The organism is Actinomadura sp. NPDC000929, assembly GCF_040492065.1.
GTDB classification, from domain to species: domain Bacteria; phylum Actinomycetota; class Actinomycetes; order Streptosporangiales; family Streptosporangiaceae; genus Spirillospora; species Spirillospora verrucosospora.
The window spans coordinates 1-22988 of the sequence record NZ_JBEUPA010000062.1 but is presented as its reverse complement, the minus strand read 5'-3'; the positions used below and the strand labels follow the sequence as shown (position 1 = coordinate 22988).

The following is a 22988-nucleotide window of genomic DNA, read 5'->3' as shown; positions in this document are numbered from 1 at the left end:
GACTCGGAGTATACATACCGGTATGGCTACGTTGTAGGTATACCGGTATGTATACCTCGGGAGGGCCAGTGGACATCCGCCGATCGGACGCCCTGCTGGGCGCCGCGTTCGTCGTCATGTGGAGCTCCGGGTTCGTCGGCGCCGAGCTCGGCACCCGCAGCGCGCCCGCGAGCGCGCTGCTGGCCTGGCGGTTCGTCATCGGCGCGGGCGCGCTCGGCATCTGGCTGCTGTGGCGCCGCCGCCGGATCCCGCCCCGGGACCTGGCCCTGCACGCCCTGATCGGGACGCTGGGGCAGGTCGGCTACCTCTCCGGCGTGTTCCTCGCCGCCGAGCACGGCGTCGTGGAGGGCGTCAACAGCCTGATCACGGCATTGCAGCCGCTCGTCGCGGTCGCGCTCGCCGCGCCCCTGCTCGGCGAACCGGTCGGCCGCCGGCAACTCGCCGGGTTCGCCGCCGGTCTCGGCGGCGTCGCCCTCGTCGTCGGCGGCGACCTGAGCGCGGACGCCCCGGCCTGGGCGTACGCGCTTCCCTTCGCCGCCATGCTCTCCCTCGTCGGCGCCACCCTCGTCGAACGCCGCACGCGCCCCTCGCTGGAGCTCCCGGAGGCGCTGGCCGTCCAGGCCGGCGTGAGCGCCGTGGTGTTCTCGGGCTTCGCCGGCGTGGACGGCTCACTGGTTCCGCCGGCCGACCCCGCGTTCTGGACCGCCATCGCCATCCTCGTCGTGCTGGCGATGTTCGGCGGGTACGGGCTGTACTGGGTCAACGTCCGGCGCACAGGGGTCGCGCGCGTGTCCGCCCTGCTCTACCTGACACCGCCCACGACGATGCTGTGGGGATGGCTGATGTTCGGCAGCACGCTCACCCTGCCGTCACTCCTGGGCGTGCTCGTATGCGCCGCCGCCGTGACCGTCGCGCTTCGGGGCTCGGGCGGTCAGGAGCGCAGCCGCAGCCCGCGAGGCGTGGGATGGAACCCGGCCGACTCGAGCGCGGCGGCCAGCGGGGAGTCGCCGATCGCCTCGCCGTCGGCGCGCTCCACGGTCAGCTTGCCGAGCGCCCCCTCGCGGACGGCCAGGGCGAGCGCGTCGACGGCCGGCTGCAGGACGCCGGGATCGTCGTCCCAGGTCAGGAGCGTCCGCCCGCCGCGCTCGACGTAGAGGACGAGGCGCCCCTCGACCAGGACGACGAGCGCGCCGGCCTTGCGGCCCGGCTTGTGGCCGCTGGCGACCTCGTCGGCGCGCTCCGGCCAGGGCAGCGCCGCGCCGTACGGGTTGGCGGGATCGGCCGCCGCGAGCACGAGCGCGCGGACCGCGGGTTTGCCGGGCGTCTCCCAGAGGGCGGAGATGTCGTCCGGTGCGGCGGCCGCCGCCGGGCGGAGCGCCCGGAGCCGGTCGACGGCGCCCGGCAGCGCGAACTGGGCGGCCCCCAGGCCCTCGACGAAGTAGCCGCGCCGGCAGCGCCCCGTCTCCTCGAACGCGCGCAGGACCGGGTAGACGGCGGAGAAGCCGCCGGGGGTGCGTTCGGCGGCGACGGCGCCGCGGATGACGATGCCGTACCGCTCCAGGAGCGCCTCGGCGAGCGCGTGGGAGCGCAGGGTCGCGGCGGCCTCGCTCTCGGGGAGCGGCCACCAGCGTCCGGCGACCGTGGGCGGACCCGTCCGGGACGGCAGGACGGGACGTCCGCGGCGCGTCGTCCGGGAACGGTGCGTCGGACGGCCCGACCCGAGCGCGGACCGCAGCGGGGCCAGCGTGTCGTTGGTGAGGTGGCCCGCCCAGACGAGGTCCCACACGGCGGTGACGAGGTCGGCGTCGTTGGCGGTGGCCTGCTTGTTCACGCGGTCGGACAGCGTCCGGAAGAACAGCGCGCCGCCGTCGCCGAGGGCGTCGAGGACGGCCTGGTGCACCGGCGTGAGCGTGATCTCGGCCGGGGCCGGCATGAGCAGCGGGGCGGTGTCGGCCAGGTACAGCGCCACCCAGCCGTCGCCGCCCGGCAGCCCTCCCTGGCCCGCCCACACGACCTCGCCGGCCGAGGTCAGCTCGTCGAGCATGGCCGGGGTGTAGCCGGGCACCCGCGACGGCAGGACCAGCGACTCCAGCGCGGAGGCGGGGACCGCCGCGCCCTGCAGCTGCTCGATCGCCTGGACGAGCGCGTCGATGCCCCGCAGCCGCGACCCGCCCGAGATGCCGTGCCAGACCGGCAGGAACCGGCCGAGCGCCTCCGGCGGGGACGGCTCGACCTCGGCGCGCAGGCGCGCCAGGGAACGCCGCCGGAGCATCCGCAGCACGCCGCTGTCGCACCACTCGGTCGTCAGCGGGCCTGTCACGGAACCGACCGGGAGGAACTCCCCCTCGACGACCCGGCCCGCGCCCGACAGCCGCCGCAGCGTCTCGACGACCACGGCGACGCCCAGCCCGAAGCGCGCGGCGGCCTCGGCCGCCCGGAACGGCCCGTGCGTGCGCGCGTACCGGGAGACCAGGTCGCCGAGCGGGTCGTCGACCGGTTCGAGGAACGCCTCCGGCACCCCCACCGGCAGCGGCGCGCCGAGCGCGTCCCGGAGCCGGGCGGCGTCCTCGATGGCGGCCCAGCGCTCCTCCCCGGCGATCCGCACGCGGATCGCCCGCCGTGTCGCCTCGAGCTCCGCCAGCCACCGCGACACCTGGACCAGCACCCCGCCCGGGACGGGCTCGCTGACCGCGGCGGTCTCTTCGTCACCCGCCGTGGCCGCGGTCTCGTCCGGTGGGGCGCCGAGGCTCGCGGGCAGTGTGCGCTCGGCCGCTTCGGCCGTGCTGAGGGGGCCGAGCGTGCGGAGGAGGTCGGCGACGCCCTCCATGTCACGGGCCCGGCGGTCGGAGGCGAGGCGCTGGAGTTCGCGTTCGGTCTCGGCGACGGCGTCGGGATCGAGCAGCTCGCGCAGATCGGCCTGGCCGAGCAGTTCGGCGAGGAGCGCCGAGTCGAGCGCGAGAGCCTGCGCGCGGCGCTCCGCGAGGGGCGAGTCGCCCTCGTACATGAACGCGCCGACGTAGTGGAACAGCAGGGAACGCGCGTAGGGGGACGGCTCGGAGGTCTCCACCTCCACCATGCGGACCTTGCGTCCGGACAGGTCGCGCATGAGCTGCACCAGGCCCGGGACGTCGAACACGTCCTGCAGGCACTCGCGCATGGTCTCCAGCACGATCGGGAACGACGGGTACTTGCTCGCCACGGCCAGGAGCTGCGCGGCGCGCTGGCGCTGCTGCCACAGGGGCATGCGCTTGTCGGGACGGCGGCGGGGGAGCAGCAGCGAGCGCGCCGCGCACTCGCGGAACCGGGCGGCGAACAGCGCCGACCCGCCCAGCTCGTCGACGACGATGCGCTCGATGTCGTCGGCGTCGAAGACGGCGAGGTCGAGGCCGGGGGGCTCGTCCATGTCCGGGATGCGGATGACGATGCCGTCGTCGGCGTGCATGGCCTGAGCGTCGACGCCGTACCGCTCGCGCAGGCGGCCGGCTATGGCGAGCGCCCAGGGAGCGTGCACACGAGCGCCCAGCGGCGAGTGGACGACCATGCGCCAGTCGCCGAGCTCGTCGCGGAACCGTTCGACGACCATCGTGCGGTCGTCGGGTACGTGACCGGTGGCCTCACGCTGCTCGGTCAGGTAGGAGACGAGGTTGGCGGAAGCCCAGTCGTCCAGGCCGGCCGAGGTGACGCGCTCCTGCGCCTCCTCCTGGGGCAGCCGGGCCAGCTCGCGGGTGAACGAACCGAGCGCGCGGCCCAGTTCGGCCGGACGCCCCAGCGTGTCGCCATGCCAGAACGGCAGCTTGCCGGGCTGGCCCGGGGCGGGGGAGACGAGCACGCGGTCGGGGGTGATGTCCTCGATCCGCCATGAGCTCGCACCGAGGACGAACACGTCGCCCACGCGCGACTCGTACACCATCTCCTCGTCGAGTTCGCCTACGCGCGACGCCTTCTCGCCGACGAGGAACACCCCGAACAGGCCGCGGTCCGGAATCGTCCCGCCACTGGTCACGGCGAGCCGCTGGGCGCCCGGACGGTCGCGCAGCACGCCGGTCACGCGGTCCCAGACAAGACGGGGACGGAGTTCGCCGAACTCGTCGCTGGGATAGCGCCCGGCGAGCATGTCCAGGGACGCCTCCAGCGCCGACCGGGGAAGCGTGGCGTAGGGGGCGGCGCGCTTGACGAGGGATTCGAGGTCGTCGACCGTCCACTCGTCCATGGAGACCATCGCGACGATCTGCTGGGCCAGGACGTCGAGGGGGTTGCGCGGGTACCGGAGCTCCTCGATCTCGCCGCCGCGCATGCGTTCGGCCACCACGGCCGTCTGCACGAGGTCGCCCCGGTACTTGGGGAAGATGACGCCCTTGGACACGGCGCCGACCTGGTGGCCGGCGCGCCCGACCCGCTGGAGCCCGTTGGCGACCGACGGCGGCGACTCCACCTGGACGACCAGGTCCACCGCGCCCATGTCGATGCCCAGCTCCAGGCTGGACGTCGCCACGACCGCGGGCAGCCGGCCCTCCTTCAGGGCGTTCTCGATACCGGCCCGCTCCTCCTTGGAGACGGAGCCGTGGTGCGCCCTGGCGATCTCCGTGGGCGCCCCCTTGGCGGCGCCCGCCTGGGCCATCGTCGCCGCGGGGGAGTGGTCCTCCGGCAGGGGCTCGCCTGCGGCGCGCTCGTAGGCGAGTTCGTTCAGCCGTCCGCACAGCCTCTCGGCCAGGCGCCGGGAGTTGGCGAACACGAGCGTCGAGCGATGCGCCTGGATCAGGTCGAGCAGGCGGTCTTCCACGTGGGGCCAGATGCTGCGCTGGCGGGGGTCGGGCGTCCCCGAGTCGTCGACGAACCGGCCGACCTCGCCCATGTCCTCCACCGGGACGACGATGTCGAGCTCGAACACCTTCTCCGAAGGCGGCTGGACGACGGCGGCGGGCCTCGGCCCGCCCAGGAACGCCGCCACCTCGTCCGCGGGGCGGACCGTCGCCGACAGGCCGACGCGCTGGGCGGGGCGTTCGAGGAGCGCGTCCAGCCGTTCGAGGGACAGCGCGAGATGCGCGCCGCGCTTGGTGCCCGCCACGGCGTGCACCTCGTCGACGATGACGGTCTCCACCCCGCGCAGCGACTCGCGCGCCCGCGAGGTGAGGATCAGGAACAGCGACTCGGGCGTCGTGATCAGGATGTCGGGCGGCCTGACGGCCAGGCGGCGGCGCTCGTCGGCCGGGGTGTCGCCCGACCGCATGCCCACGCGGACGTCCGGCTCGGGCAGGCCGAGGCGCCGCGCCGCGTGGCGGATGCCGGTCAGCGGGGCGCGCAGGTTGCGCTCGACGTCGACGGCGAGGGCCTTCAGCGGCGACACGTACAGGACGCGGCAGCGGTGCAGGGGGTCTTCCGGAAGGGCTTCGGTGCCGAGCCGGTCGAGGGACCACAGGAAGGCCGCCAGGGTCTTGCCGGACCCGGTGGGGGCCACGACCAGCGTGTTGTCGCCGCCGGCGATGGACTCCCACGCCCCGGCCTGCGCGGGTGTGGGTGCGGCGAAGGCCCCGGTGAACCAGGCGCGGGTCGCCGGGGAGAAACGTTCGAGCACGTCACCGCCCATGTCGCCATACTGCCTTGCGGGTCGGACAGAATGCGCGGGCGTGGCGCGGCTCACACGGAGGAGCGAAGCGAACCGGGGGGTGCGGGGGGCGCTCCTCCCCGCGGGAACTATTGTAAGCAAGCGCTTGTATGGTCATGGTGGAGCGGGCAGGCCCACGTTCCGCAAGGGAGTAGCGATGCCTTACGTCCTCCTCGCCCTGGGCGTCCTGTTCGCCCTGACGGCGGCCAACGCGTACGCCCCGCGGCGCAGCCCCGGCCTCCTCACCGCGAGCTTCTTCGCGGGCTGGCTCACGATCGAGCTGGCACCGCACGTCCTGGTCACCGGGGCCGCCGCCGCGGCCCTGGCCGCGGCCTTCGGGGGACTGGAAGGCTGGGCGGGCTGGACCGGGCTCGCCCTGGCGGTCCTCGGCATGGCGGGCGTCGCGGCCACCCTCGCGGCTTCCCGCCGGACGGTCGTCACCCTCCGGGACAGCGGCGCTCCCCTCGAACTGGACCCGGAGGGCGCGCCGCGCTACCCGCTCGGACACCTGATCGTCCCCCCGCTGTGCCTGGTCCCGCGCAAGGGCGTCCGCGTCGAACGCAACGTCGTGTACCGGCAGGAAGGCCGCCTGCGCCTGAAACTGGACGTCTTCCGTCCCGCGGCCGAACGCGCCGACGGCGAGCTGCGCCCGGGGCTCATGCAGATCCATGGCGGAGCCTGGGTGATCGGCGACAAGCGCGAGCAAGGGCTGCCGCTGCTCAACCACATGGCCGTCCAGGGATGGGTCGGCTTCAACGTCAACTACCGGCTCAGCCCGCGCGCCACCTGGCCGGAGCACCTGATCGACCTGAAGCACTTCGTCGCCTGGTACAAGGAGCACGCCGAGGAGTACGGGGCAGACCCCGACTTCCTGTGCGTGACCGGGGGGTCGGCCGGAGGGCACCTCACCGCGATGGTGGCCCTGACCGCGAACGTCCCCGAATTCCAGCCGGGCTTCGAGGACGCGGACACCACGGTGCAGGGCGCGGTCCCCTTCTACGGCTTCTACAACTTCTTCGAGCCGGGAACGTTTCCCCGACCCTTCGGCACCACCCGCCTCATGGAACGGATGGTCGTCAAGCAGCCCTTCGCGGAGAACCAGGAGGCGTACGCCAAGGCGTCCCCGGTCACTTACGTCCGCGAAGACGCGCCGCCCTTCTTCGTCATCCACGGGAGCCGCGACTCGCTCATCCCCGTGGTCGAGGCCCGCCGATTCGTCGAGCGGCTGCGGGAGGTCTCCGACTCGCCCGTCCTCTACGCCGAGATGCAGGGCGCCCAGCACGGCTTCGACGTCTTCCCCTCCTACCGGACGGCCCGGGTCATCGAAGGCGTCGAACGGTACCTGACGGGCCTGCACCGCCAGTACCGCCAGGGCCGCGCCCCCGAGGTGCCCGGCGAGGTGACGCGGTCCCTGGGAGAACCATCCGTCGGATAGCGTGGGACACGTGCGGCTAACACTCTTCTGGGATCGGATGAACCAGCAGTTCGGCGAGCACTACGCCGAGAGCGTGGCCAAGGACTACGTCATGGCCGAGCTGGGCGGCCGCACCATCGAACAGGCCCTCGCTGAGGGTGAATCCGCCAAGAAGGTCTGGCAGGCGGTCGTGGCCACCTTCGACGTCCCCGCGACCCTGCGCTAGGGCCGTCTACAGCGCGATGCGGTGCGGGACGAAGGACGACGTGTCGTCGGTGATGAGCCCGGACGTCTCCCTGATACCGATGCCCGCGGCCCCGTCGTGGACCACCCACGCGCCGAGCACGGGGTGTTCGCCGTCGAACTCCGGCAGCGCGCAGAACTCCTGGAAGACGTACCCCTCCGCGCCGTAGTCGCCCTGGGTCCGCTGCTCGGAACCGTCCGGCGTGACGATGCGCATGCTCGCGCCCTCCCGCCCGAGCAGCGGCTTCTGCACATAGGACGTCAGGTTCGACGGAGTGTTGAGGTAGGTGGGCAGCAGGTTGGGGTGGCCGGGGAACAGCTCCCACAGCAGAACGAGCAGCGCCTTGTTGGAGAGCACCATCTTCCAGATCGGCTCTATCCACGACGTCGGCGTCCCCGGGATGTTGCTCCCGAACGGCTCGGCGACGATCCACTCCCAGGGGTAGAGCTTGCAGAGCGTCCCGATCGCTTGCTCGTCGAGGTCGACGAAGCGTCCGCGCGCGGGGTCCCAGCCGATGTCCTCCATGGCGATCGCCACGCCGGGCAGGCCCGCCTCCTCGGCGGTCTCCTGCATGTAGGCGATCGTCATGACCTCCTCGCCGGTCTCGTCACCGGTGGTCCAGGCGAAGTGGACGGGCCCGCCGCCCACGGTGGGCGCCAACTCCTTCCAGCGCGCCACGAACCGCTCGTGGATGGAGTTCCACTGGTCGTCCTCGGGGTGGGTGTCCTGCAGCCAGTACCACTGGACGACGGAGCTCTCCACAAGCGCGGTCGGCGTATCGGCGTTGTACTCCAGGAGCTTGGCGGGCCCCTTGCCGTCGTAGCGCAGATCGAACCGCCCGTACAGGTGCGGGTCGCCGCGCCGCCACGACTCCTCGATCAGGGGCGCCACCCAGTCGGGGATGCCGAGGACGTGGTAACGACCGGTGGACACGACGTGCTCCACCACGTCCAGGCACATCCGGTGCAGTTCCTCGACGACGCCTTCGAGGGCCAGGACCTCGTCCATGTCGAAGACGTAGTGCACGGACTCGTCCCAGTAGGGCCGGGTCAGATGCTCGGGGTGCGCGGTGCGGTGGAAGGCCAGGCCGTGCGCCTCGACCTTCTCCGCCCAGCCCTCGCGCGGCGCGGAACGGACTCGGCGCACGGGTCAGCTCCCGCCCCGGCCGCCGCCGCCGAACCCGCCCCGGCTCAGCGTCCGCCCGCCACTCGACTTGATCTTCCCCTCGGGACGGTACTGGCTGCCGCCGGACACGAAGCCGGACCGGCTCTTCCCGCCGTAGTACCAGAAGTAGCGGTTGTAGGCGTTGTTGGCCCCGTCGTCGATGTCGCCGGCGTTGCAGTTGTCGTCCGGGACGACCTTGTAGCCGCCCTTGCCCTTGGCCGGCGCGTTGCGGTCCACGCATCTCGCCGTCGTCGAACCGGAACCGCAGGCGACGAGGGTCAACGACAGGGCGCTCACCATCCCCACCTTCACGGCGCGGGAGCTGAGCCGGCGAGTGGGCTCCTGAGGGGGCAAGGGAACACGTCCTTCTCGCGGAGGGATCGATCGGCGGCCGAGGGCCACAGGTGATGAGACGGCGAAAACCCTAATCCGGTTCGATCACGGCCACATCACCTGTGCGACTGCTATTCGGGCACGGGGAGATGGGCGTAGAGGTCCATCGCGTCCACCGACGAGGGCAGGTCGCTGACCTGGCCGTCGCCGACCTCCACCACGCGCCAGGCGCCGTCCGCGCGGCGGGCCAGGTCGGTGGTGATGAACCGGCACCCCAGGGCGCGGACGGCGGGGGCCACCGCGCCCAGGTCCGGATCGAGCTCCACGCCGGGGCTGTCGGGATGCGGGCCCACCAGAGCGGGTTCGCCGTCCACCCACCACACGCGCGCCTCGCCTTCCTCGTACTGCTCGAACTCCCGCACGACGAGGCCGCCGGCCAGATGGTCGTCGCGCAGCGCGACCATCTTCGCCGCGATGTCGTGCAGTTGCGCGAGGTTCTTCACGTCGGGGACGAAGCACGCCTCTTCCCACTCGTGCTTGCACGACTTCACGTAGTCCTTGACCACACCGGGCCCGCCGCGCAGCGGCCTGACGAGCTCACCCAGCTCGGCGAGGGGACCGGGGTCCTGGCCGGTGCCGAGAGGGCGCCAGACGCTGTGCGGGGTCAGCCCCGCGAACGTGTCGTGCCATCCCGGCAGCTCGTGCGCGCGGCGGTAGTCGTCCGGATGCGTCAGGAGCACCGTTCCGCGGCGCTTCAGGGCGGCGGCCATCGCGCCGTACTCCTCCGCCGAGAGCATCCACCCGCGGTACCAGACCGGGCCCAGGTCGGAGGGCGCCGCGTCGACCGCGTCCTCGACGTCCCCGCGCCGCAGCGCGTCGTGGTCGATGAGTGCGATCTCGCCGTAGTGGTCCCGCACGGCGGCGGCCTCACGGGCGAAGTGGGGGTCAACGCGCCGGGGATGGAGCGGATCGACGCAGAAGAGGACGGTCAGCGTCATGATTGGAACCCTCCGTCAACCCCGCCAGGTTACGGGGTCGAGACCATCGATCGCACGGAGATTCCGCCGCAAATCGGCATGCGGGACGATGATCGAACGGATGTTCGGTAAGCTGGGCGGGTCCCGCGGCGGCGTCATCGGACCGCGCCGCGGTCGAAAGTGTCGGTGGCCCGCCGTAACGTCGCCCTCGACATCGCAAGCAGCGGCCGAGAGCCGACACATCTCAACGAGAAGGACATCTCATGGCAGCGAACGACCGGGAGAAGGCTCTCGAGACCGCACTCGCCCAGATCGAGCGGCAGTTCGGCAAGGGGTCGGTCATGCGGATGGGCGAGGAGGCGCGGGCGCCCGTCGAGGTGATCCCCACCGGCGCGATCTCGCTCGACATCGCCCTCGGCATCGGCGGCCTGCCGCGCGGCCGCGTCGTCGAGGTGTACGGCCCCGAGGGCTCCGGCAAGACCTCCATCGCGCTCCACGCCGTCGCGAGCATCCAGAGGATGGGCGGCATCGCCGCCTTCGTCGACGCGGAGCACGCGCTCGACCCCGAGTACGCCTCCAAGCTCGGCGTCGACATCGACGCCCTGCTGGTCTCCCAGCCCGACACCGGCGAGCAGGCCCTGGAGATCACCGACATGCTGATCCGCTCCGGCGCGATCGACATCGTCGTCATCGACTCCGTCGCCGCGCTGGTGCCCCGCGCCGAGATCGAGGGCGAGATGGGCGACAGCCACGTCGGCCTCCAGGCCCGCCTCATGTCGCAGGCCCTGCGCAAGCTCACCGGCGCCATCAACCAGACCAAGACCACCGCCATCTTCATCAACCAGCTCCGCGAGAAGGTCGGCGTCATGTTCGGCTCCCCGGAGACCACCACCGGCGGCCGCGCGCTGAAGTTCTACGCCTCCGTCCGCCTCGACGTCCGCCGCATCGAGACGCTCAAGGACGGCACCGAGGCCGTCGGCAACCGCGTCCGCGTCAAGGTCGTCAAGAACAAGATGGCCCCGCCCTTCCGCGTCGCCGACTTCGACCTCCTCTACGGCCTGGGCATCAGCCGCGAGGGCGGCCTGATCGACCTCGGCGTGGAGCACGGCTTCGTCCGCAAGTCCGGCGCCTGGTACACCTACGACGGCGACCAACTCGGCCAGGGCAAGGAGAACGCCCGCAACTTCCTCAAGGCCAACCCCGACCTGGCCGACGGCATCGAGAAGAAGATCAAGGAGAAGCTCGGCATCGGCCCGAAGGTCGACAAGGAGGCCGAGCCCGCCGCCGCGGGCGCCGCGGGCGCCGCCGGCGCCGCGCCCGAGCCTCCCGCTCCCGCCCCGGTCAAGGCCCCCGCCGCGAAAAGGGGCGCCAAGGCCGCCAAAACGGGTGATTCCTGACAAGGAATCCTCCGAGACGGGTGACTCTTGACGAAGAGTAAGCGATGATCTCGTATGCAGGGCGGCGGCGCCTTACCCGGCACCGCACGACCGGTGCCCGGAACTTCCCCGATGGCGCCGCCGCTCCCATGGCCTCCGCCCCCGCCGGCTCCCCGTGACGGCCGCGGGCGAGAACGGCCCAGAGGCGAAGGCGCGCGAGATCTGCCTGCGCCTCCTGTCCGCCTCCCCCCGCACCCGGGCCCAGCTGGCGGAGGCCCTGCAGCGCAAGCACATCCCCGACGACGTCGCCGAACGCGTCCTGGGCCGCTTCACCGACGTCGGCCTCATCGACGACGAGGCCTTCGCCCAGGCATGGGTCCAGTCCAGGCACGCCGGCCGAGGCCTGGGCAAGCGGGCCCTCGCCGCCGAGCTCCGCCGCCGGGGCGTTGCCAACGAGACCGTCAACGACGCCGTGGAGACCCTGGACCCCGACCAGGAGGAGCAGACGGCCCGCGCCCTGGTCGCCCGCAAGCTCCCGTCCACCCGAGGCGCCGACCCGGCCAAACGCATGCGCCGCCTGGTAGGCATGCTCGCCCGTAGGGGCTACTCACCCGCCCTGGCCTACCGAGTGGTCAAGGAAGCCCTGGCAGAAGAGGGCACCGACCCCGAAGCCCTCCCAGCCCCTCCCGACTGACCAACCCGCCACACCGCACCAGGCACCGAAGAAAACACCGCCACCCCGCGGCGGGACGGGGACACTGGGGAGCGGGAGGCGTCCTCGGGCCGTTTCCCAGCGCTGGAGCGGTCCGCGTGACCGTCAGCCGTAAAGAGCTTCACCCCCGAGAGTCTCCCCACTCCTGGTCGGCTGACCGGCTCGTTGCGTCTCGCAGGGGCCCACGGAGGGCCTCGGTCAGCGGTGGCACCGACCCGAAGGATCTGCTGCCGGTGGTGACTGACCGGCCGGGTGGGTCTTGCGGGTGGGAGCGACACGCCGGGGGTGGTGGGGCGGTGTCCGGAAGGGGGCCGGAGGCGGGGGCGGGTGACGGTGTGATGGTGCAGGTCGGAGCGGGGGACGGGGGTCAGGGGAGGCGGTAAGGAAGGAGTCACGCCGACGTTCGGTTAGTCCGGAATGCCCGTCGTTTGCTTGCTCATTACCTCTGTGCCGCTTACCGTTACGGCAGTGAGGAGTTACTCCGCGTCTCGCGGATTGCCATACGACCGAGCACGTTCCAGCAGCTGAGAGGCATAAAGGACAGCTTCGTCGACCGGATTCGGCCGGATCGCCGGGGCGCGCCGCCGCGCCGTCCCGCGATGTCGTGCATCCGCGCGCGCGAGTAAGTCCTCGCTAGGCAGGGCCTGTACTCCGGACGGGCCCGCGGCGAGGAAGGATCTGCCTCATGGAGAGCGTCCTGCTGGGTGCAGCGCTGCTGGTGACCCTGGTCGCTCTCGTGATCGTTCTGGTGCGGCGCCCCGGCACGCCCGGGAGGGCCGCGGCCGAGATGGCCCGGGCGCAGGGCGAGGCGGACGAGATCAGGGAGAGGGCCGCGAAGGACGCGCGGGCCGTCCTGGAGAAGGCCGAGCGTGAGGCGCAGCAGGCCGCCGCCGCCGGGCGCGCCGAGCTCGACGAGGAGGGCAGGACCCTCCGGGACGACCTCCGCACCGTCCGGGAGGACCTGGAGCGCCGGGAGGCGCGGCTCGCCGAGCGGGAGCAGCGGCTCGACACCGAGGTGCGCCGCCTGGAGGAGTGGCAGGGGCGGCTCGCCGAGACCAAGAAGGCGCTGGAGGCCCGCGGGCAGGAGCTCGACGGCATCGCCGAGGAGCGCCGCAAGGTCCTGGAGCAGGCGGCCGGGCTGACCGCCGAGCAGGCCAAGGGCGAGCTCGTCGCGGCGATCGAGAACCAGGCGAAGCGGGAGTCGATCCCGATCGTCCGGGAGATCGAGAACGCGGCCAGGGCGGAGGGCGACAAGCGCGCCCGCAAGATCGTGACGCTGGCGATCCAGCGGGTCGCCAGCGAGCAGACGGCCGAGTCGGTGGTGTCGGTCCTGCACCTGCCGAGCGACGAGATGAAGGGCCGCATCATCGGCCGCGAGGGGCGCAACATCCGCGCCTTCGAGACCACCACGGGCGTGAACCTCATCATCGACGACACGCCGGAGGCGGTTCTGCTGAGCTGCTTCGACCCCGTGCGGCGCGAGGTCGGGCGCCTGACGCTGGAGAAGCTCGTCCTGGACGGCCGGATCCACCCGCAGCGGATCGAGGAGATCTACGAGCGCAGCCGCAGTGACGTCGAGCAACTGTGCGTCCGCGCCGGCGAGGACGCCCTGGTCGAAGTCGGGATCGCCGACATGCACCCGGAGCTGATCGCGCTGCTCGGCCAGCTGCGGTACCGGACGTCCTACGGGCAGAACGTGCTCAAGCACCTGATCGAGTCCGCGCACATCGCGGGGATCATGGCGGGCGAGCTGCGGCTGCCGGTGGAGGTCGCCAAGCGGTGCACGCTGCTGCACGACATCGGCAAGGCGCTCACGCACGAGGTGGAGGGCAGCCACGCGCTGATCGGCGCCGAGATCGCCCGCCGCTACGGCGAGCACGAGGACGTCGTCCACGCGATCGAGGCGCACCACAACGAGGTCGAGGTCCGGACCGTGGAGGCCGTGCTCACCCAGGCCGCCGACGCGGTGAGCGGCAGCCGGCCGGGGGCGCGCCGCGAGTCGCTGGAGGCCTACGTCAAGCGGCTGGAGCGGCTGGAGGAGATCGCCCGCGACCGGCACGAGGGCGTGGAGAAGGTCTTCGCGATGCAGGCGGGCCGCGAGATCCGGGTGATGGTGAAGCCCGACGCGGTCGACGACATCCAGGCGCAGGTGATCGCCCGCGACATCGCCAAGCAGGTCGAGGACGAGCTGACCTATCCCGGCCAGATCCGGGTCACGGTCGTCCGGGAGTCCCGGGCGATCGAGTTCGCCCGCTGACCGGCCGCGATCCGGCGACCGGTCGGTTCGATGGGGTTTGGGGGAAATTAAGCGGCCGGTCTGGTGTTCGCAAGCTCCCGCGGTGATGATCAAGTCATTTCCAGGCGGGAGGATTGCGTGAACAGGATCGCCATGATCGGGGGCGGGGCCGTGCTGGCCGCCGCCCTCGCCTTCGCGGGCAGTGCCCAGGCCGCGCCGCAGGCCGCGGGGAAGCGGGCGCACGCAGTGATCGTCGGGCATCGCGGGTCGCCGGGGCAGGCCCCCGAGGAGACGCTCGCGTCCTACCGCGACGGGGTCCGCGACCGGGCCGACGTGCTGGAGGGCGACGTGCAGCTCACGGCCGACAAGCAGATCGTGCTCGTGCACGACGACACCCTCGCCCGGACCACCGACGTCGAGCAGGTCTTCCCCGACCGGGCCCCGTGGAGGGTGGGCCAGTTCACGCTGGCCGAGATCAAGAAGCTGGACGCCGGGTCCTGGTTCGACGCCCGGTACGCGGGCCAGCGGGTGCCCACCCTGAAGGAGCTGCTCGCCGTCAGGGACAGGGACACCGGGCTCAGCCTGGAGCTGAAGGCGCCCGCCAACAGCCCGGGGATCGCCACGCTGCTCGCCGGGGAGCTGAACGCGGCGGGCCTCACCGACGGCGGCACGCTCAGGTCGGGGGCCTACCGGGTGCAGGTCCACTCCCGCGACCAGGAGGCGCTCAAGGAGTTCCACGCGTCCGCGCCCAAGGTCCAGCTGTCCTACCTGACCGGCGGGAAGATGCTCTCCGACGACGAGCTGACCGCTCTGGCGGGCTGGACGGTCAGCGTGTACGCCCACCCCAGGGCGACCAGCGCCGACGACGTCAGGCGCGCGCACGCCAAGGGCCTGAAGGTGTTCAGCGACCCGGTGGACAGCCCGGCCGAGGTCTCCATGGGGGCGAACCAGGGCTACGACTGGCTCGCGACGAACTTCCCCGCCACCACCCGGCGGATCCTCGACGGCCGCGGGCCCTTCCCCGGCGCGAACGGCGTCGTGATCGACAGCGTCTTCCCCGACCCGAGCGGCGACGACGCCCAGCCGGAGAAGAGCGAGCACGTGGTGCTGCGCAACACGACGTCCAGGCCGGTCGACGTCAGCGGCGGCTACCTGCGCGACCAGGCGAGCAACCTGATGCGGATCGGCCCCGGATACGTGATCCCGCCGGGCAGCCTGCTGCGCGTCTACGTCGGCCCGGGCACGAACCGCCCCGACGCCTACTACAACGGCCTGACGGTCGGCTTCCTGAACAACACCTCAGGGGACACGGTGTCGTTCTTCCGTGCCGACCACACGCTGCTCGACATCTCCTCCTACATCGTTCCCTGATCAGCCGATCGTGAGGTCGACGGGTTCGACGCCGCGAGGCTCGAACCCGAGGGTCTGGCCGTAGAACGCCAGCTCCGCCTCCAGGCAGCGGATCACCGTGTCGGCCTTGCGGAAGCCGTGCGACTCGCCCTCGAAGGTGAGGTAGGCGTACGGCATCTTCTTCTCGGCCAGCGCCTGCGCGAACCGTTCGGACTGGTCCGGCGGCACGATCGGGTCGCTCAGCCCTTGCAGGAGCAGGACGGGGCAGGCCGTGCGGTCGGCGCGGTTGATCGGCGAGCGCTCCTCGTAGGCGCGCTCGAATCCGGGGAGGGGGCCGATGAGGCCGAACAGGTAGTGGGACTCGAAGTCGTGGGTGCTCTCGGCGAAGCGCTGCAGGTCGCTGATCCCGAAGTAGGACGTGGCGGCCTTGAACACGTCGGTCTGCGTGATCGCCGCGAGCGTCGTCCAGCCCCCGGCCGAGCCGCCGCGGATCGCCAGCCGCGCCGGGTCGGCGATGCCGCCGTCGACGAGGGCGCGGGCGGCGGCGACGGCGTCCTCGACGTCGACCACGCCCCACTGGCGGCGCAGCCGCTCCCGGTAGGCGCGGCCGTAGCCGGCCGACCCGCCGTAGTTGACGTCGATCACGCCGATGCCGCGGCTGGTGAAGTACGCGCGCTCCATGTCGAGCACCGTCGACACGCGCCCGGTGGGCCCGCCGTGCACGAACACCACGTAGGGCGGCAGCTCGTCGTCCGGCCCGGCCGCCTCCGGGTTGGTCGGCGGGAACACGTAGGCGTGGACGGGGCGGCCGAACGGCCCCTCCAGGCGCTCGGCGCGCGGCCGGGACAGGTACGCGACGTCGGGCACCTCGGCCCGCTCCCGGCGCAGCCCCTCCACGCGCCCGGTGGTGGTGTCGACCCGCACCACCGAGGCCGGCAGGTCCGGGCCGCCGGCGATCCCCACGATCGTCGAGCCGTCCGTGGACAGCTGCGGCGCCCAGTGCTCGTAGGGGACCTCCAGGTCGACGAGGTCGAGGGTGTCGGTGTCGTACACGCCGAGCCGCATGTCGCCCTCGCCGTGCAGGACGGCGAGGCGCCCGTCGCCGAGCAGCGCGTACGGCATGCCGCCGAGCTGCCACAGCGGCGCGGCGAACTCCTCCTCGGCCGGGTAGAGCGCCTGCGCGGACTCCCCGTGCAGGCCGACCTGGTAGATGTTCCACCAGCCGGGCCAGTCGGAGATCACGTACAGGGACTCGTCGTCGCGCCAGAGCGGCGCCAGGGCCGACTCGGTGAGGCCGCCCTTGACGGTGCGGGGCGAGACCACCGCGCCGTCCTCGATCGCCGCGACGCGCACCTCGGTGCCGTCCCACGGCATGCGGGGGTGGTTCCACTGCACCCACGCCAGGTGCCCTCCGCCGGGGGACGGCACGGGGCCCGCGTAGAACTGCGCGCCCGAGACCAGTTCGCGGATCGCGCCGGCGTCGCCGGCGGCGCTGCCGTCCAGCGGGACGGCGACGATGGCGCGCCGGATGCCCGTGGCGGGCTGCTCTTCGGCGCCCTGCTCGGCCTCGGGGGTCGTGGGCTCGGCGATGTGGCCCTCGCAGACGCACCAGACCTCCGTCCCGTCCGGGGACAGGACGTAGTCGGCGTACCGCAGGCCCGCCGGGACGGCGGGCTCGGGTGTCAGCGGGTACGGCTTCGGGTCGCCCTCGTCGAGCCGGTGCAGCCGCTGGTCCTCGTAGTTGGAGAACACGACGGACCATCCCGCGCCGGTGCGGACCGGCAGGTAGGACCGGCCGCCGTACTCGTGGACGCGGGTGCGCGCGTCCCACGGGGCCTGCAGCAGCTCGGTGCGATGACCGTCCTTCAGATGGACGACCGTGGCCCGTCCGCCCTCCTCAGGCCGCGTCTCCTGCCACCACACGTCGTCGCCCGCGACGGTGGGGAAGCTGAGGCGCAGCCGGGCGCGGGCGACATCGGCCGCAGAGATGGGTGAAGGCCATGAGCCGTAGGGAAGGGTCGCACGAGCGGTCATAACAGGAATCGTCCCGCATACGGGGATCGGTTGGGGCCATGACGGGCCGTTTGAGCTCGGAAAGATACAAGCTCGTCCCCGGGAAACCCGCCGGTAACATCAGGGTTCGCCCGCCCCGGAGACAGCGGAGGGCGCCGCCGGAGAACGGCGGCGCCCCTCGCGGACGAGCGGATCCGTCAGACGGTCTGCTGGGTCACCCCGACCCCGGCGACGGGAGCGGGGCCGCCCGAGCCCATCGTCTTGGCCTCGGTCTTGCGGCTGCGGCGGCTGCGCCCCTCCAGCCACGTGGCCACGCGGCTCAGCGACATGTTGATCGCGATGTAGATGACCGCGACGACGATGCCGGCCTGGAGCACGTTGTTGCTGTAGTTCGCCGGCACCTGCTTGAAGCCGGCCTGCAGGAACTCGCCGTAGGCGATGATGAACCCGAGCGCGGTGTCCTTGAGCAGGACGACGATCTGGCTCACGATCGCCGGCATCATCACCGTGATCGCCTGCGGCAGCAGCACCAGCCGCATGACGCCGTTCTTGCGGAGCCCGATGGAGTAGGCGGCCTCCGACTGCCCCTTCGGGATCGACAGGACGCCCGCGCGCACCACCTCGGCGAGCACGGAGCCGTTGTACATCGTCAGGCCGAACACGACCGCGGCGAACGCGGGCACGGTGACCGTCCCGGCGTTGATCTCCACCCCGAAGATCGAGAAGAAGTAGTCCACCGAGAAGCGCTGCAGGGTGCCGAACTGGGACTCGGCGATCGCGGGGCTGATCTTGTTCGGGACGAAGAACGCCAGGAAGATCAGGATCAGCAGCGGGATGCCGCGGAAGAACTCCACCACGGCGCCGGCCGGAACGCGGACCCACCAGTGGTCCGACAGCCGGGCCAGCCCGAACACGACGCCGAACAGCAGGGCCAGGACCGTGGCGACGACGGCGGCCTTCAGCGTGTTCATCAGGCCGGGCAGGAGCAGGTGCCTCCACACCGTCCACTTCAGGAACGGCGTCCAGAGCTTCTCCTCGAACTGCCCCTTGTCGCTGAGGCGCCAGATCAGCGCGGCCATGACGGCCGCGAACACGACCGACACGACGGCGGTCAGGACCGCGTTGCGCACCCGGGCCCGGGGGCCGGGGATGTCGAAGAGAACGGTCGCTTCCTTGCTCATCGCGCCACCGCCATCCGCTTGGCGAGCCAGCCGAAGAAGTATCCGGTCGGCAGGGTGAGGATCAGGAAGCCGATCGACACGCCGAGGAAGAGGGGGATGACCCCGTTGGCGAACGTGGGCTTGTCGATGATCGTCTTGGTGACCAGCGCGACCTCGGCGTAGCTCGCGGCCGCGGCCACAGTCGTGTTCTTGATCATCGCGATCAGCACGCTGCCCAGCGGGGCGATGATCGCCCGGAACGCCTGCGGCAGGATGATCATCCGGAGGGACTGGGTGAAGGTCAGCCCGATCGAACGGGCCGCCTCAGCCTGCCCCAGCGGGACGGTGTTGATGCCCGAGCGCAGGGTCTCGCACACGAAGGCGCCGGTGTAGGCCGACAGGCCGAGGACCGCCCACCAGTAGTAGGTCGTCGAGGAGTTCTCGGAGAACTTCAGCGCGAGGATGTCGTTCAGGCCCAGGCTGCACATCAGCAGCACCAGGGTGAGCGGCGTGTTGCGCACGATGTTGACGTAGCCCGTGCCGAACGCGCGGAGCACCGGAACCGGCGAGACCCGGAAGCTCGCCAGGAGGGTCCCGATGATCAGGGACAGCACCGCCGCGGCGGCCGCGAGGCGCAGGGTCGCCCAGAACCCTTGGAGGATCTCGTCGAAGTTGTCGAAGAACGGGCTGAAGTCAAACATTGCTCAGCTGTTTCATCACGTTCCAGCGGGAGTCAGGCCAGGCCGACGCGTCCCCGGGCGATGCTGGTCGGGGACGCGCCGGCGTGACGGGCGTCAGTCGCGGCCCTGGATCAGGCGCAGCCTTCCATCTGCGGGGCGGTCGTGACGAGCTTGAGCCCGGTGCCCGCGAAGTGCTTCTCCAGCAGGGTCTTGGCCGTGCCGTCGGAGTACATCTGGGAGATGGCCTTGTTGACGGCCTCGCAGGTCTCGGTGTCGCCCTTCTTCAGGCCGACGCCGTACTTCTCGTCGGTGAAGGGGTCGTTGATGACCTTGAACGAGCCCTTCTGCTGGTTGGCGAAGCCGGCCAGGATCAGGTCGTCGGTGCTGACCGCGTCCAGGGCGCCGGACTTCAGCTTGCTCACGCACTCGGAGTAGCTGGAGGCGTCGACCAGCGTGACGCCCTTGATGTTGAGCTTGCCGTCCGGCGGGCCCTCGGTGATGCGGCGGAAGGAGTTGGAGCCGGCCGCCTTGCAGAGCTTCTTGCCCTTGAGGTCGGTGGCCTTCTTGATGCTGCTGTTGTCAGCCTTGACCATCGTGTCCTGGTGGGCGACGTAGTACGGCCCGCCGAAGGTCACCTGCGACTTGCGCGCGTCGGTGATGGAGTAGGTGGCGACCACGAGGTCGACCTGCCCGCCGCCGAGGAACGACTCGCGGTTGGCGGAGGTCGTCTCCTTGAACGTGATGCCGTTCTCGGGGACGCCGAGCGACTTCGCGATGTACTTGGCGACGTCGACGTCGAAGCCGTCGAAGCTGCCGTCGGGCTTCTTCAGACCGAGCGCCGGCTGGTCGAACTTGATGCCGATGGTCAGCTTCTTGTCGTCCTTGGCCTTCTGGACGACCGTCTTGGCCTCGGTCTTCTCGGTGTCGCTGCCGCACGCGCTGAGCGCCAGCGACAGCGCCATCCCCGCCCCGATGAGGGCGCCGAAACGACGTACTCGCATACTCGTCCTACCTCTGCTCTCTGCCGGAGCCCCGCGGCTCAGTGCGTGAGGATCTTTGAAAGGAAGTCCTTCGCGCGCTCGGTCCGCGCGTTGGTGAAGAACTCGTCGGGGGTGTTCTCCTCGACGATCTGGCCGTCCGCCATGAACACGACCTTCTGCGCGGCCCGGCGGGCGAAGCCCATCTCGTGCGTGACGACGATCATCGTCATGCCCTCGCGGGCCAGTCCCGTCATGACGTCCAGGACCTCGTTGACCATCTCCGGGTCCAGCGCCGAGGTGGGCTCGTCGAAGAGCATCACCTTCGGCTTCATCGCGAGGGAGCGCGCGATCGCGGCGCGCTGCTGCTGCCCGCCGGACAGCTGCGCGGGGTACTTGTGCGCCTGGTTGGCGATGCCGACCCGGTCGAGCAGCTCCATCGCGTGCTTCTGCGACTCCTGCTTGCCCTGCCCGCGGACCTTCACCGGCCCGAGCGTGACGTTCTCGAGGATCGTCTTGTGGGCGAACAGGTTGAACGACTGGAACACCATGCCCACGTCGGCGCGGAGCCTCGCGAGGTCCTTGCCCTCCTTGGGCAGCTCCTTGCCGTCCACGAGGATCGTGCCCTCGTCGATCGGCTCCAGCCGGTTGATCGACCGGCACAGGGTCGACTTACCGCCGCCGGAGGGGCCGATGACGACGACGACCTCACCGGAGTTCACGGTGAGGTTGATGTCCTTGAGGACGTGCAGCTCGCCGAAGTGCTTGTTGACGTGCTCGACTACGACGAGCGGCCGGCCACCTGCGGCGGCAGGCTCCGGGGTGGAGTCCTCCGGCCCGGTCTTGGTGAGCTCGGGCCCGCTTTCGCTGTCCGTCATGGGCACGGACTTTATGTCATCGCCGGTAGTGCCCGAGTTGCCGCGCGGTACCGATACGATCACGAATACCCACGTCGGACGGGGTTCGGTCGTGGCGGAGAGTGATCATAAAAGGCGGCGGCGGGGTGCGCCGCCCGTTCCGCCATGTCCCGCCGGGCCCGTAACCTGGATGACTGTCATGAGTGCGCCAATGGAGACGGCTCCCCGTACGTACGAGATCCGTACCTACGGGTGCCAGATGAACGTCCACGACTCCGAGCGGCTGTCGGGGCTGCTGGAGTCGGCCGGGTACGTCCGCGCGGGGGAGGCCGAGCCCGACGTCGTGGTCTTCAACACATGCGCGGTGCGGGAGAACGCCGACAACCGCCTTTACGGCAACCTCGGCCACCTGCGCCCCGTGAAGGACGGCCATCCCGGCATGCAGATCGCCGTCGGCGGCTGCCTGGCCCAGAAGGACCGCGACACCATCGTCAAGCGCGCCCCCTGGGTGGACGTGGTGTTCGGCACGCACAACATCGGGTCGCTGCCCGCGCTGCTCGAACGCGCGCGGGTGCGGGACGAGGCGCAGGTCGAGATCGAAGAGTCGCTGGTGACCTTCCCCTCGACGCTGCCGACGCGCCGCGAGTCCCCCTACGCCGCCTGGGTGTCGATCTCCGTGGGGTGCAACAACACCTGCACGTTCTGCATCGTCCCGTCCCTGCGCGGCAAGGAGCGCGACCGCCGGCCGGGGGAGATCCTCGCCGAGGTCGAGGCGCTGGTCGCCGAGGGCGCCCTGGAGATCACGCTGCTGGGCCAGAACGTCAACGCCTACGGTTCGGGCTTCGGTGCCCTGGCCGGCGCGCCCGACGAGGTCCGCGCGATGACCGGGGGCGGGCAGTCGGCGTTCGCGGGGCTGCTGCGGGCCTGCGGCGGCGTCGAGGGCCTGGAGCGGGTCCGGTTCACCTCCCCGCACCCGAAGGACTTCACCGACGACGTGATCGCCGCGATGGCGGAGACGCCGAACGTGATGCCGTCCCTGCACATGCCGCTGCAGTCCGGTTCGGACGCGGTGCTGCGCGCGATGCGCCGGTCGTACCGGCAGGCGCGCTACCTCGGCATCATCGAGAAGGTCCGGGCCGCGATCCCGGACGCGGCGATCACCACCGACATCATCGTCGGCTTCCCCGGCGAGACCGAGGCCGACTTCGAGGAAACCCTGCACGTGGTGCGGGAGGCCCGGTTCTCGTCGGCGTTCACGTTCCAGTACTCCAAGCGCCCCGGCACCCCGGCGGCGACCATGGACGGCCAGCTGCCGAAGCAGGTCGTCCAGGAGCGCTACGAGCGGCTCGTCGCCCTGCAGGAGGAGATCTCCTGGGCGGAGAACCGCAAGCAGCTCGGCCGGACCCTGGAGGTCCTGGTCGCCGAGGGCGAGGGCCGCAAGGACGAGGCGACGCGCCGGCTCTCCGGGCGGGCGCCCGACAACCGGCTCGTCCACTTCGGCGTGCCGGAGGAGCCGGTCCGCCCCGGCGACATGGTCACCGTCGAGATCACCTACGCCGCGCCGCACCACCTGGTCGCCGACAAGCCCGCGCTGGGCGTCCGCCGGACGCGCGCCGGCGACGCGTGGGAGGCGCGGCAGGGCGGAGGCGGCGGGGCCGGCGGCGTGTCGCTGGGCATGCCGTCGATCGGGCGCCCGGCCCAGCCCGCCGCGTCCGCGCCGGGCTGCTCGACCCGCCCCTGAACCGCGGTGTGATCGGGCCGGTCTAGGACGGCGGCCCGCCCGTGCCGCCGGGCTGGTCGCCCGCGCCGCCGGGCTGCCCGCCCGTCCCGCCGGGGTGCTCGCCCGCGGCGCCGGGGCGGCCGCCGGTCTCGCCGGGCTGCCCGCCCGTCCCG

Annotated in this window: 16 protein-coding genes and 1 pseudogene; 8 read left to right on the top strand and 9 right to left on the bottom strand. The window is 71.6% G+C overall.

The annotated features are described in order from the left end of the window. Positions 1-47 precede the first annotated feature (47 nt). Positions 48-854 (top strand): annotated as a pseudogene (locus tag ABWI04_RS21890) (DMT family transporter); the annotation flags it as partial. Positions 855-931: 77 nt separating this feature from the next. Here the strand turns inward: ABWI04_RS21890 and ABWI04_RS21885 are convergent. Then, entirely contained in the window at positions 932-5584 is a 4653-nt protein-coding gene (locus ABWI04_RS21885; protein ID WP_353833603.1) for an Lhr family helicase, read from the bottom strand. A 175-nt stretch (positions 5585-5759) separates the two neighbouring features. Here ABWI04_RS21885 and ABWI04_RS21880 point away from each other — a divergent pair, with 175 nt between their 5' ends. Next, positions 5760-7037: an alpha/beta hydrolase fold domain-containing protein gene (locus ABWI04_RS21880; protein ID WP_353833602.1), complete on the top strand. Its 1278-nt coding sequence runs from the start codon at positions 5760-5762 to the stop codon at positions 7035-7037. Between the two features lie 10 nt (positions 7038-7047). After that, entirely contained in the window at positions 7048-7242 is a 195-nt protein-coding gene (locus ABWI04_RS21875) for a DUF3046 domain-containing protein (RefSeq protein WP_345174304.1), read from the top strand. Between the two features lie 6 nt (positions 7243-7248). Here ABWI04_RS21875 and ABWI04_RS21870 read toward each other — a convergent pair whose 3' ends face one another. The 3 genes from ABWI04_RS21870 to ABWI04_RS21860 form a co-directional block, all read right to left on the bottom strand. After that, on the bottom strand, positions 7249-8406 hold the full coding sequence (locus ABWI04_RS21870; RefSeq protein WP_345174305.1) for a glutathionylspermidine synthase family protein: 1158 nt from the start codon (positions 8404-8406) through the stop codon (positions 7249-7251). 3 nt (positions 8407-8409) lie between these two features. Then, entirely contained in the window at positions 8410-8778 is a 369-nt protein-coding gene (locus ABWI04_RS21865) for a hypothetical protein (RefSeq protein WP_345174308.1), read from the bottom strand. A gap of 110 nt (positions 8779-8888) precedes the next feature. After that, entirely contained in the window at positions 8889-9755 is an 867-nt protein-coding gene (locus ABWI04_RS21860; protein ID WP_345174310.1) for an ATP-grasp domain-containing protein, read from the bottom strand. A 242-nt stretch (positions 9756-9997) separates the two neighbouring features. On the opposite strand from ABWI04_RS21860, the gene recA reads away from it, so the two are divergent. From recA to ABWI04_RS21840, 4 genes are all read left to right on the top strand, one after another. After that, the gene (gene recA / locus ABWI04_RS21855; RefSeq protein WP_353833601.1) at positions 9998-11131 is read left to right on the top strand and encodes a recombinase RecA; all 1134 of its coding nucleotides are present in this window, start codon (positions 9998-10000) and stop codon (positions 11129-11131) included. Between the two features lie 154 nt (positions 11132-11285). Beyond that, the gene (locus ABWI04_RS21850) at positions 11286-11804 is read left to right on the top strand and encodes a regulatory protein RecX (RefSeq protein WP_345174315.1); all 519 of its coding nucleotides are present in this window, start codon (positions 11286-11288) and stop codon (positions 11802-11804) included. A 703-nt stretch (positions 11805-12507) separates the two neighbouring features. Continuing rightward, the gene (rny, locus tag ABWI04_RS21845; RefSeq protein ID WP_345174318.1) at positions 12508-14079 is read left to right on the top strand and encodes a ribonuclease Y; all 1572 of its coding nucleotides are present in this window, start codon (positions 12508-12510) and stop codon (positions 14077-14079) included. A 117-nt stretch (positions 14080-14196) separates the two neighbouring features. Beyond that, the gene (locus tag ABWI04_RS21840) at positions 14197-15429 is read left to right on the top strand and encodes a glycerophosphodiester phosphodiesterase family protein (RefSeq protein WP_353833600.1); all 1233 of its coding nucleotides are present in this window, start codon (positions 14197-14199) and stop codon (positions 15427-15429) included. Here ABWI04_RS21840 and ABWI04_RS21835 read toward each other — a convergent pair whose 3' ends face one another. The 5 genes from ABWI04_RS21835 to ABWI04_RS21815 form a co-directional block, all read right to left on the bottom strand. Then, a complete protein-coding gene (locus ABWI04_RS21835) occupies positions 15430-17442 on the bottom strand; it encodes a S9 family peptidase (RefSeq protein WP_353833599.1) in 2013 nt (670 codons plus the stop codon). Between the two features lie 176 nt (positions 17443-17618). Then, on the bottom strand, positions 17619-18602 hold the full coding sequence (locus ABWI04_RS21830; RefSeq protein ID WP_345174324.1) for an amino acid ABC transporter permease: 984 nt from the start codon (positions 18600-18602) through the stop codon (positions 17619-17621). Next, the gene (locus ABWI04_RS21825; protein WP_345174326.1) at positions 18599-19282 is read right to left on the bottom strand and encodes an amino acid ABC transporter permease; all 684 of its coding nucleotides are present in this window, start codon (positions 19280-19282) and stop codon (positions 18599-18601) included. Before ABWI04_RS21825 ends, ABWI04_RS21830 begins: the two co-directional genes overlap by 4 nt. A 110-nt stretch (positions 19283-19392) precedes the next feature. Further along, positions 19393-20262 (bottom strand): glutamate ABC transporter substrate-binding protein, encoded by an 870-nt coding sequence (locus ABWI04_RS21820; RefSeq protein WP_345174328.1) that lies wholly within the window; start codon positions 20260-20262, stop codon positions 19393-19395. A 38-nt stretch (positions 20263-20300) separates the two neighbouring features. After that, positions 20301-21116 (bottom strand): amino acid ABC transporter ATP-binding protein, encoded by an 816-nt coding sequence (locus ABWI04_RS21815; protein WP_345174329.1) that lies wholly within the window; start codon positions 21114-21116, stop codon positions 20301-20303. A 178-nt stretch (positions 21117-21294) separates the two neighbouring features. Between ABWI04_RS21815 and miaB the strand changes: the two genes are divergently transcribed. Beyond that, positions 21295-22836, top strand: coding sequence for a tRNA (N6-isopentenyl adenosine(37)-C2)-methylthiotransferase MiaB (miaB, locus tag ABWI04_RS21810; RefSeq protein WP_353833598.1), 1542 nt, complete (start codon positions 21295-21297; stop codon positions 22834-22836). The last annotated feature ends 152 nt before the right edge of the window (positions 22837-22988 follow it).

What these genes read in the sequence shown, in the direction of transcription:
- ABWI04_RS21885 (WP_353833603.1), bottom strand. Translation starts at nt 5,584, where the DNA reads ATGGGCGGTGACGTGCTCGAACGTTTCTCCCCGGCGACCCGCGCCTGG.
- ABWI04_RS21880 (WP_353833602.1), top strand. Translation starts at nt 5,760, where the DNA reads ATGCCTTACGTCCTCCTCGCCCTGGGCGTCCTGTTCGCCCTGACGGCG.
- ABWI04_RS21860 (WP_345174310.1), bottom strand. Translation starts at nt 9,755, where the DNA reads ATGACGCTGACCGTCCTCTTCTGCGTCGATCCGCTCCATCCCCGGCGC.
- recA (WP_353833601.1), top strand. Translation starts at nt 9,998, where the DNA reads ATGGCAGCGAACGACCGGGAGAAGGCTCTCGAGACCGCACTCGCCCAG.
- rny (WP_345174318.1), top strand. Translation starts at nt 12,508, where the DNA reads ATGGAGAGCGTCCTGCTGGGTGCAGCGCTGCTGGTGACCCTGGTCGCT.
- ABWI04_RS21835 (WP_353833599.1), bottom strand. Translation starts at nt 17,442, where the DNA reads ATGACCGCTCGTGCGACCCTTCCCTACGGCTCATGGCCTTCACCCATC.
- ABWI04_RS21830 (WP_345174324.1), bottom strand. Translation starts at nt 18,602, where the DNA reads ATGAGCAAGGAAGCGACCGTTCTCTTCGACATCCCCGGCCCCCGGGCC.
- ABWI04_RS21825 (WP_345174326.1), bottom strand. Translation starts at nt 19,282, where the DNA reads ATGTTTGACTTCAGCCCGTTCTTCGACAACTTCGACGAGATCCTCCAA.
- ABWI04_RS21820 (WP_345174328.1), bottom strand. Translation starts at nt 20,262, where the DNA reads ATGCGAGTACGTCGTTTCGGCGCCCTCATCGGGGCGGGGATGGCGCTG.
- ABWI04_RS21815 (WP_345174329.1), bottom strand. Translation starts at nt 21,116, where the DNA reads ATGACGGACAGCGAAAGCGGGCCCGAGCTCACCAAGACCGGGCCGGAG.
- miaB (WP_353833598.1), top strand. Translation starts at nt 21,295, where the DNA reads ATGAGTGCGCCAATGGAGACGGCTCCCCGTACGTACGAGATCCGTACC.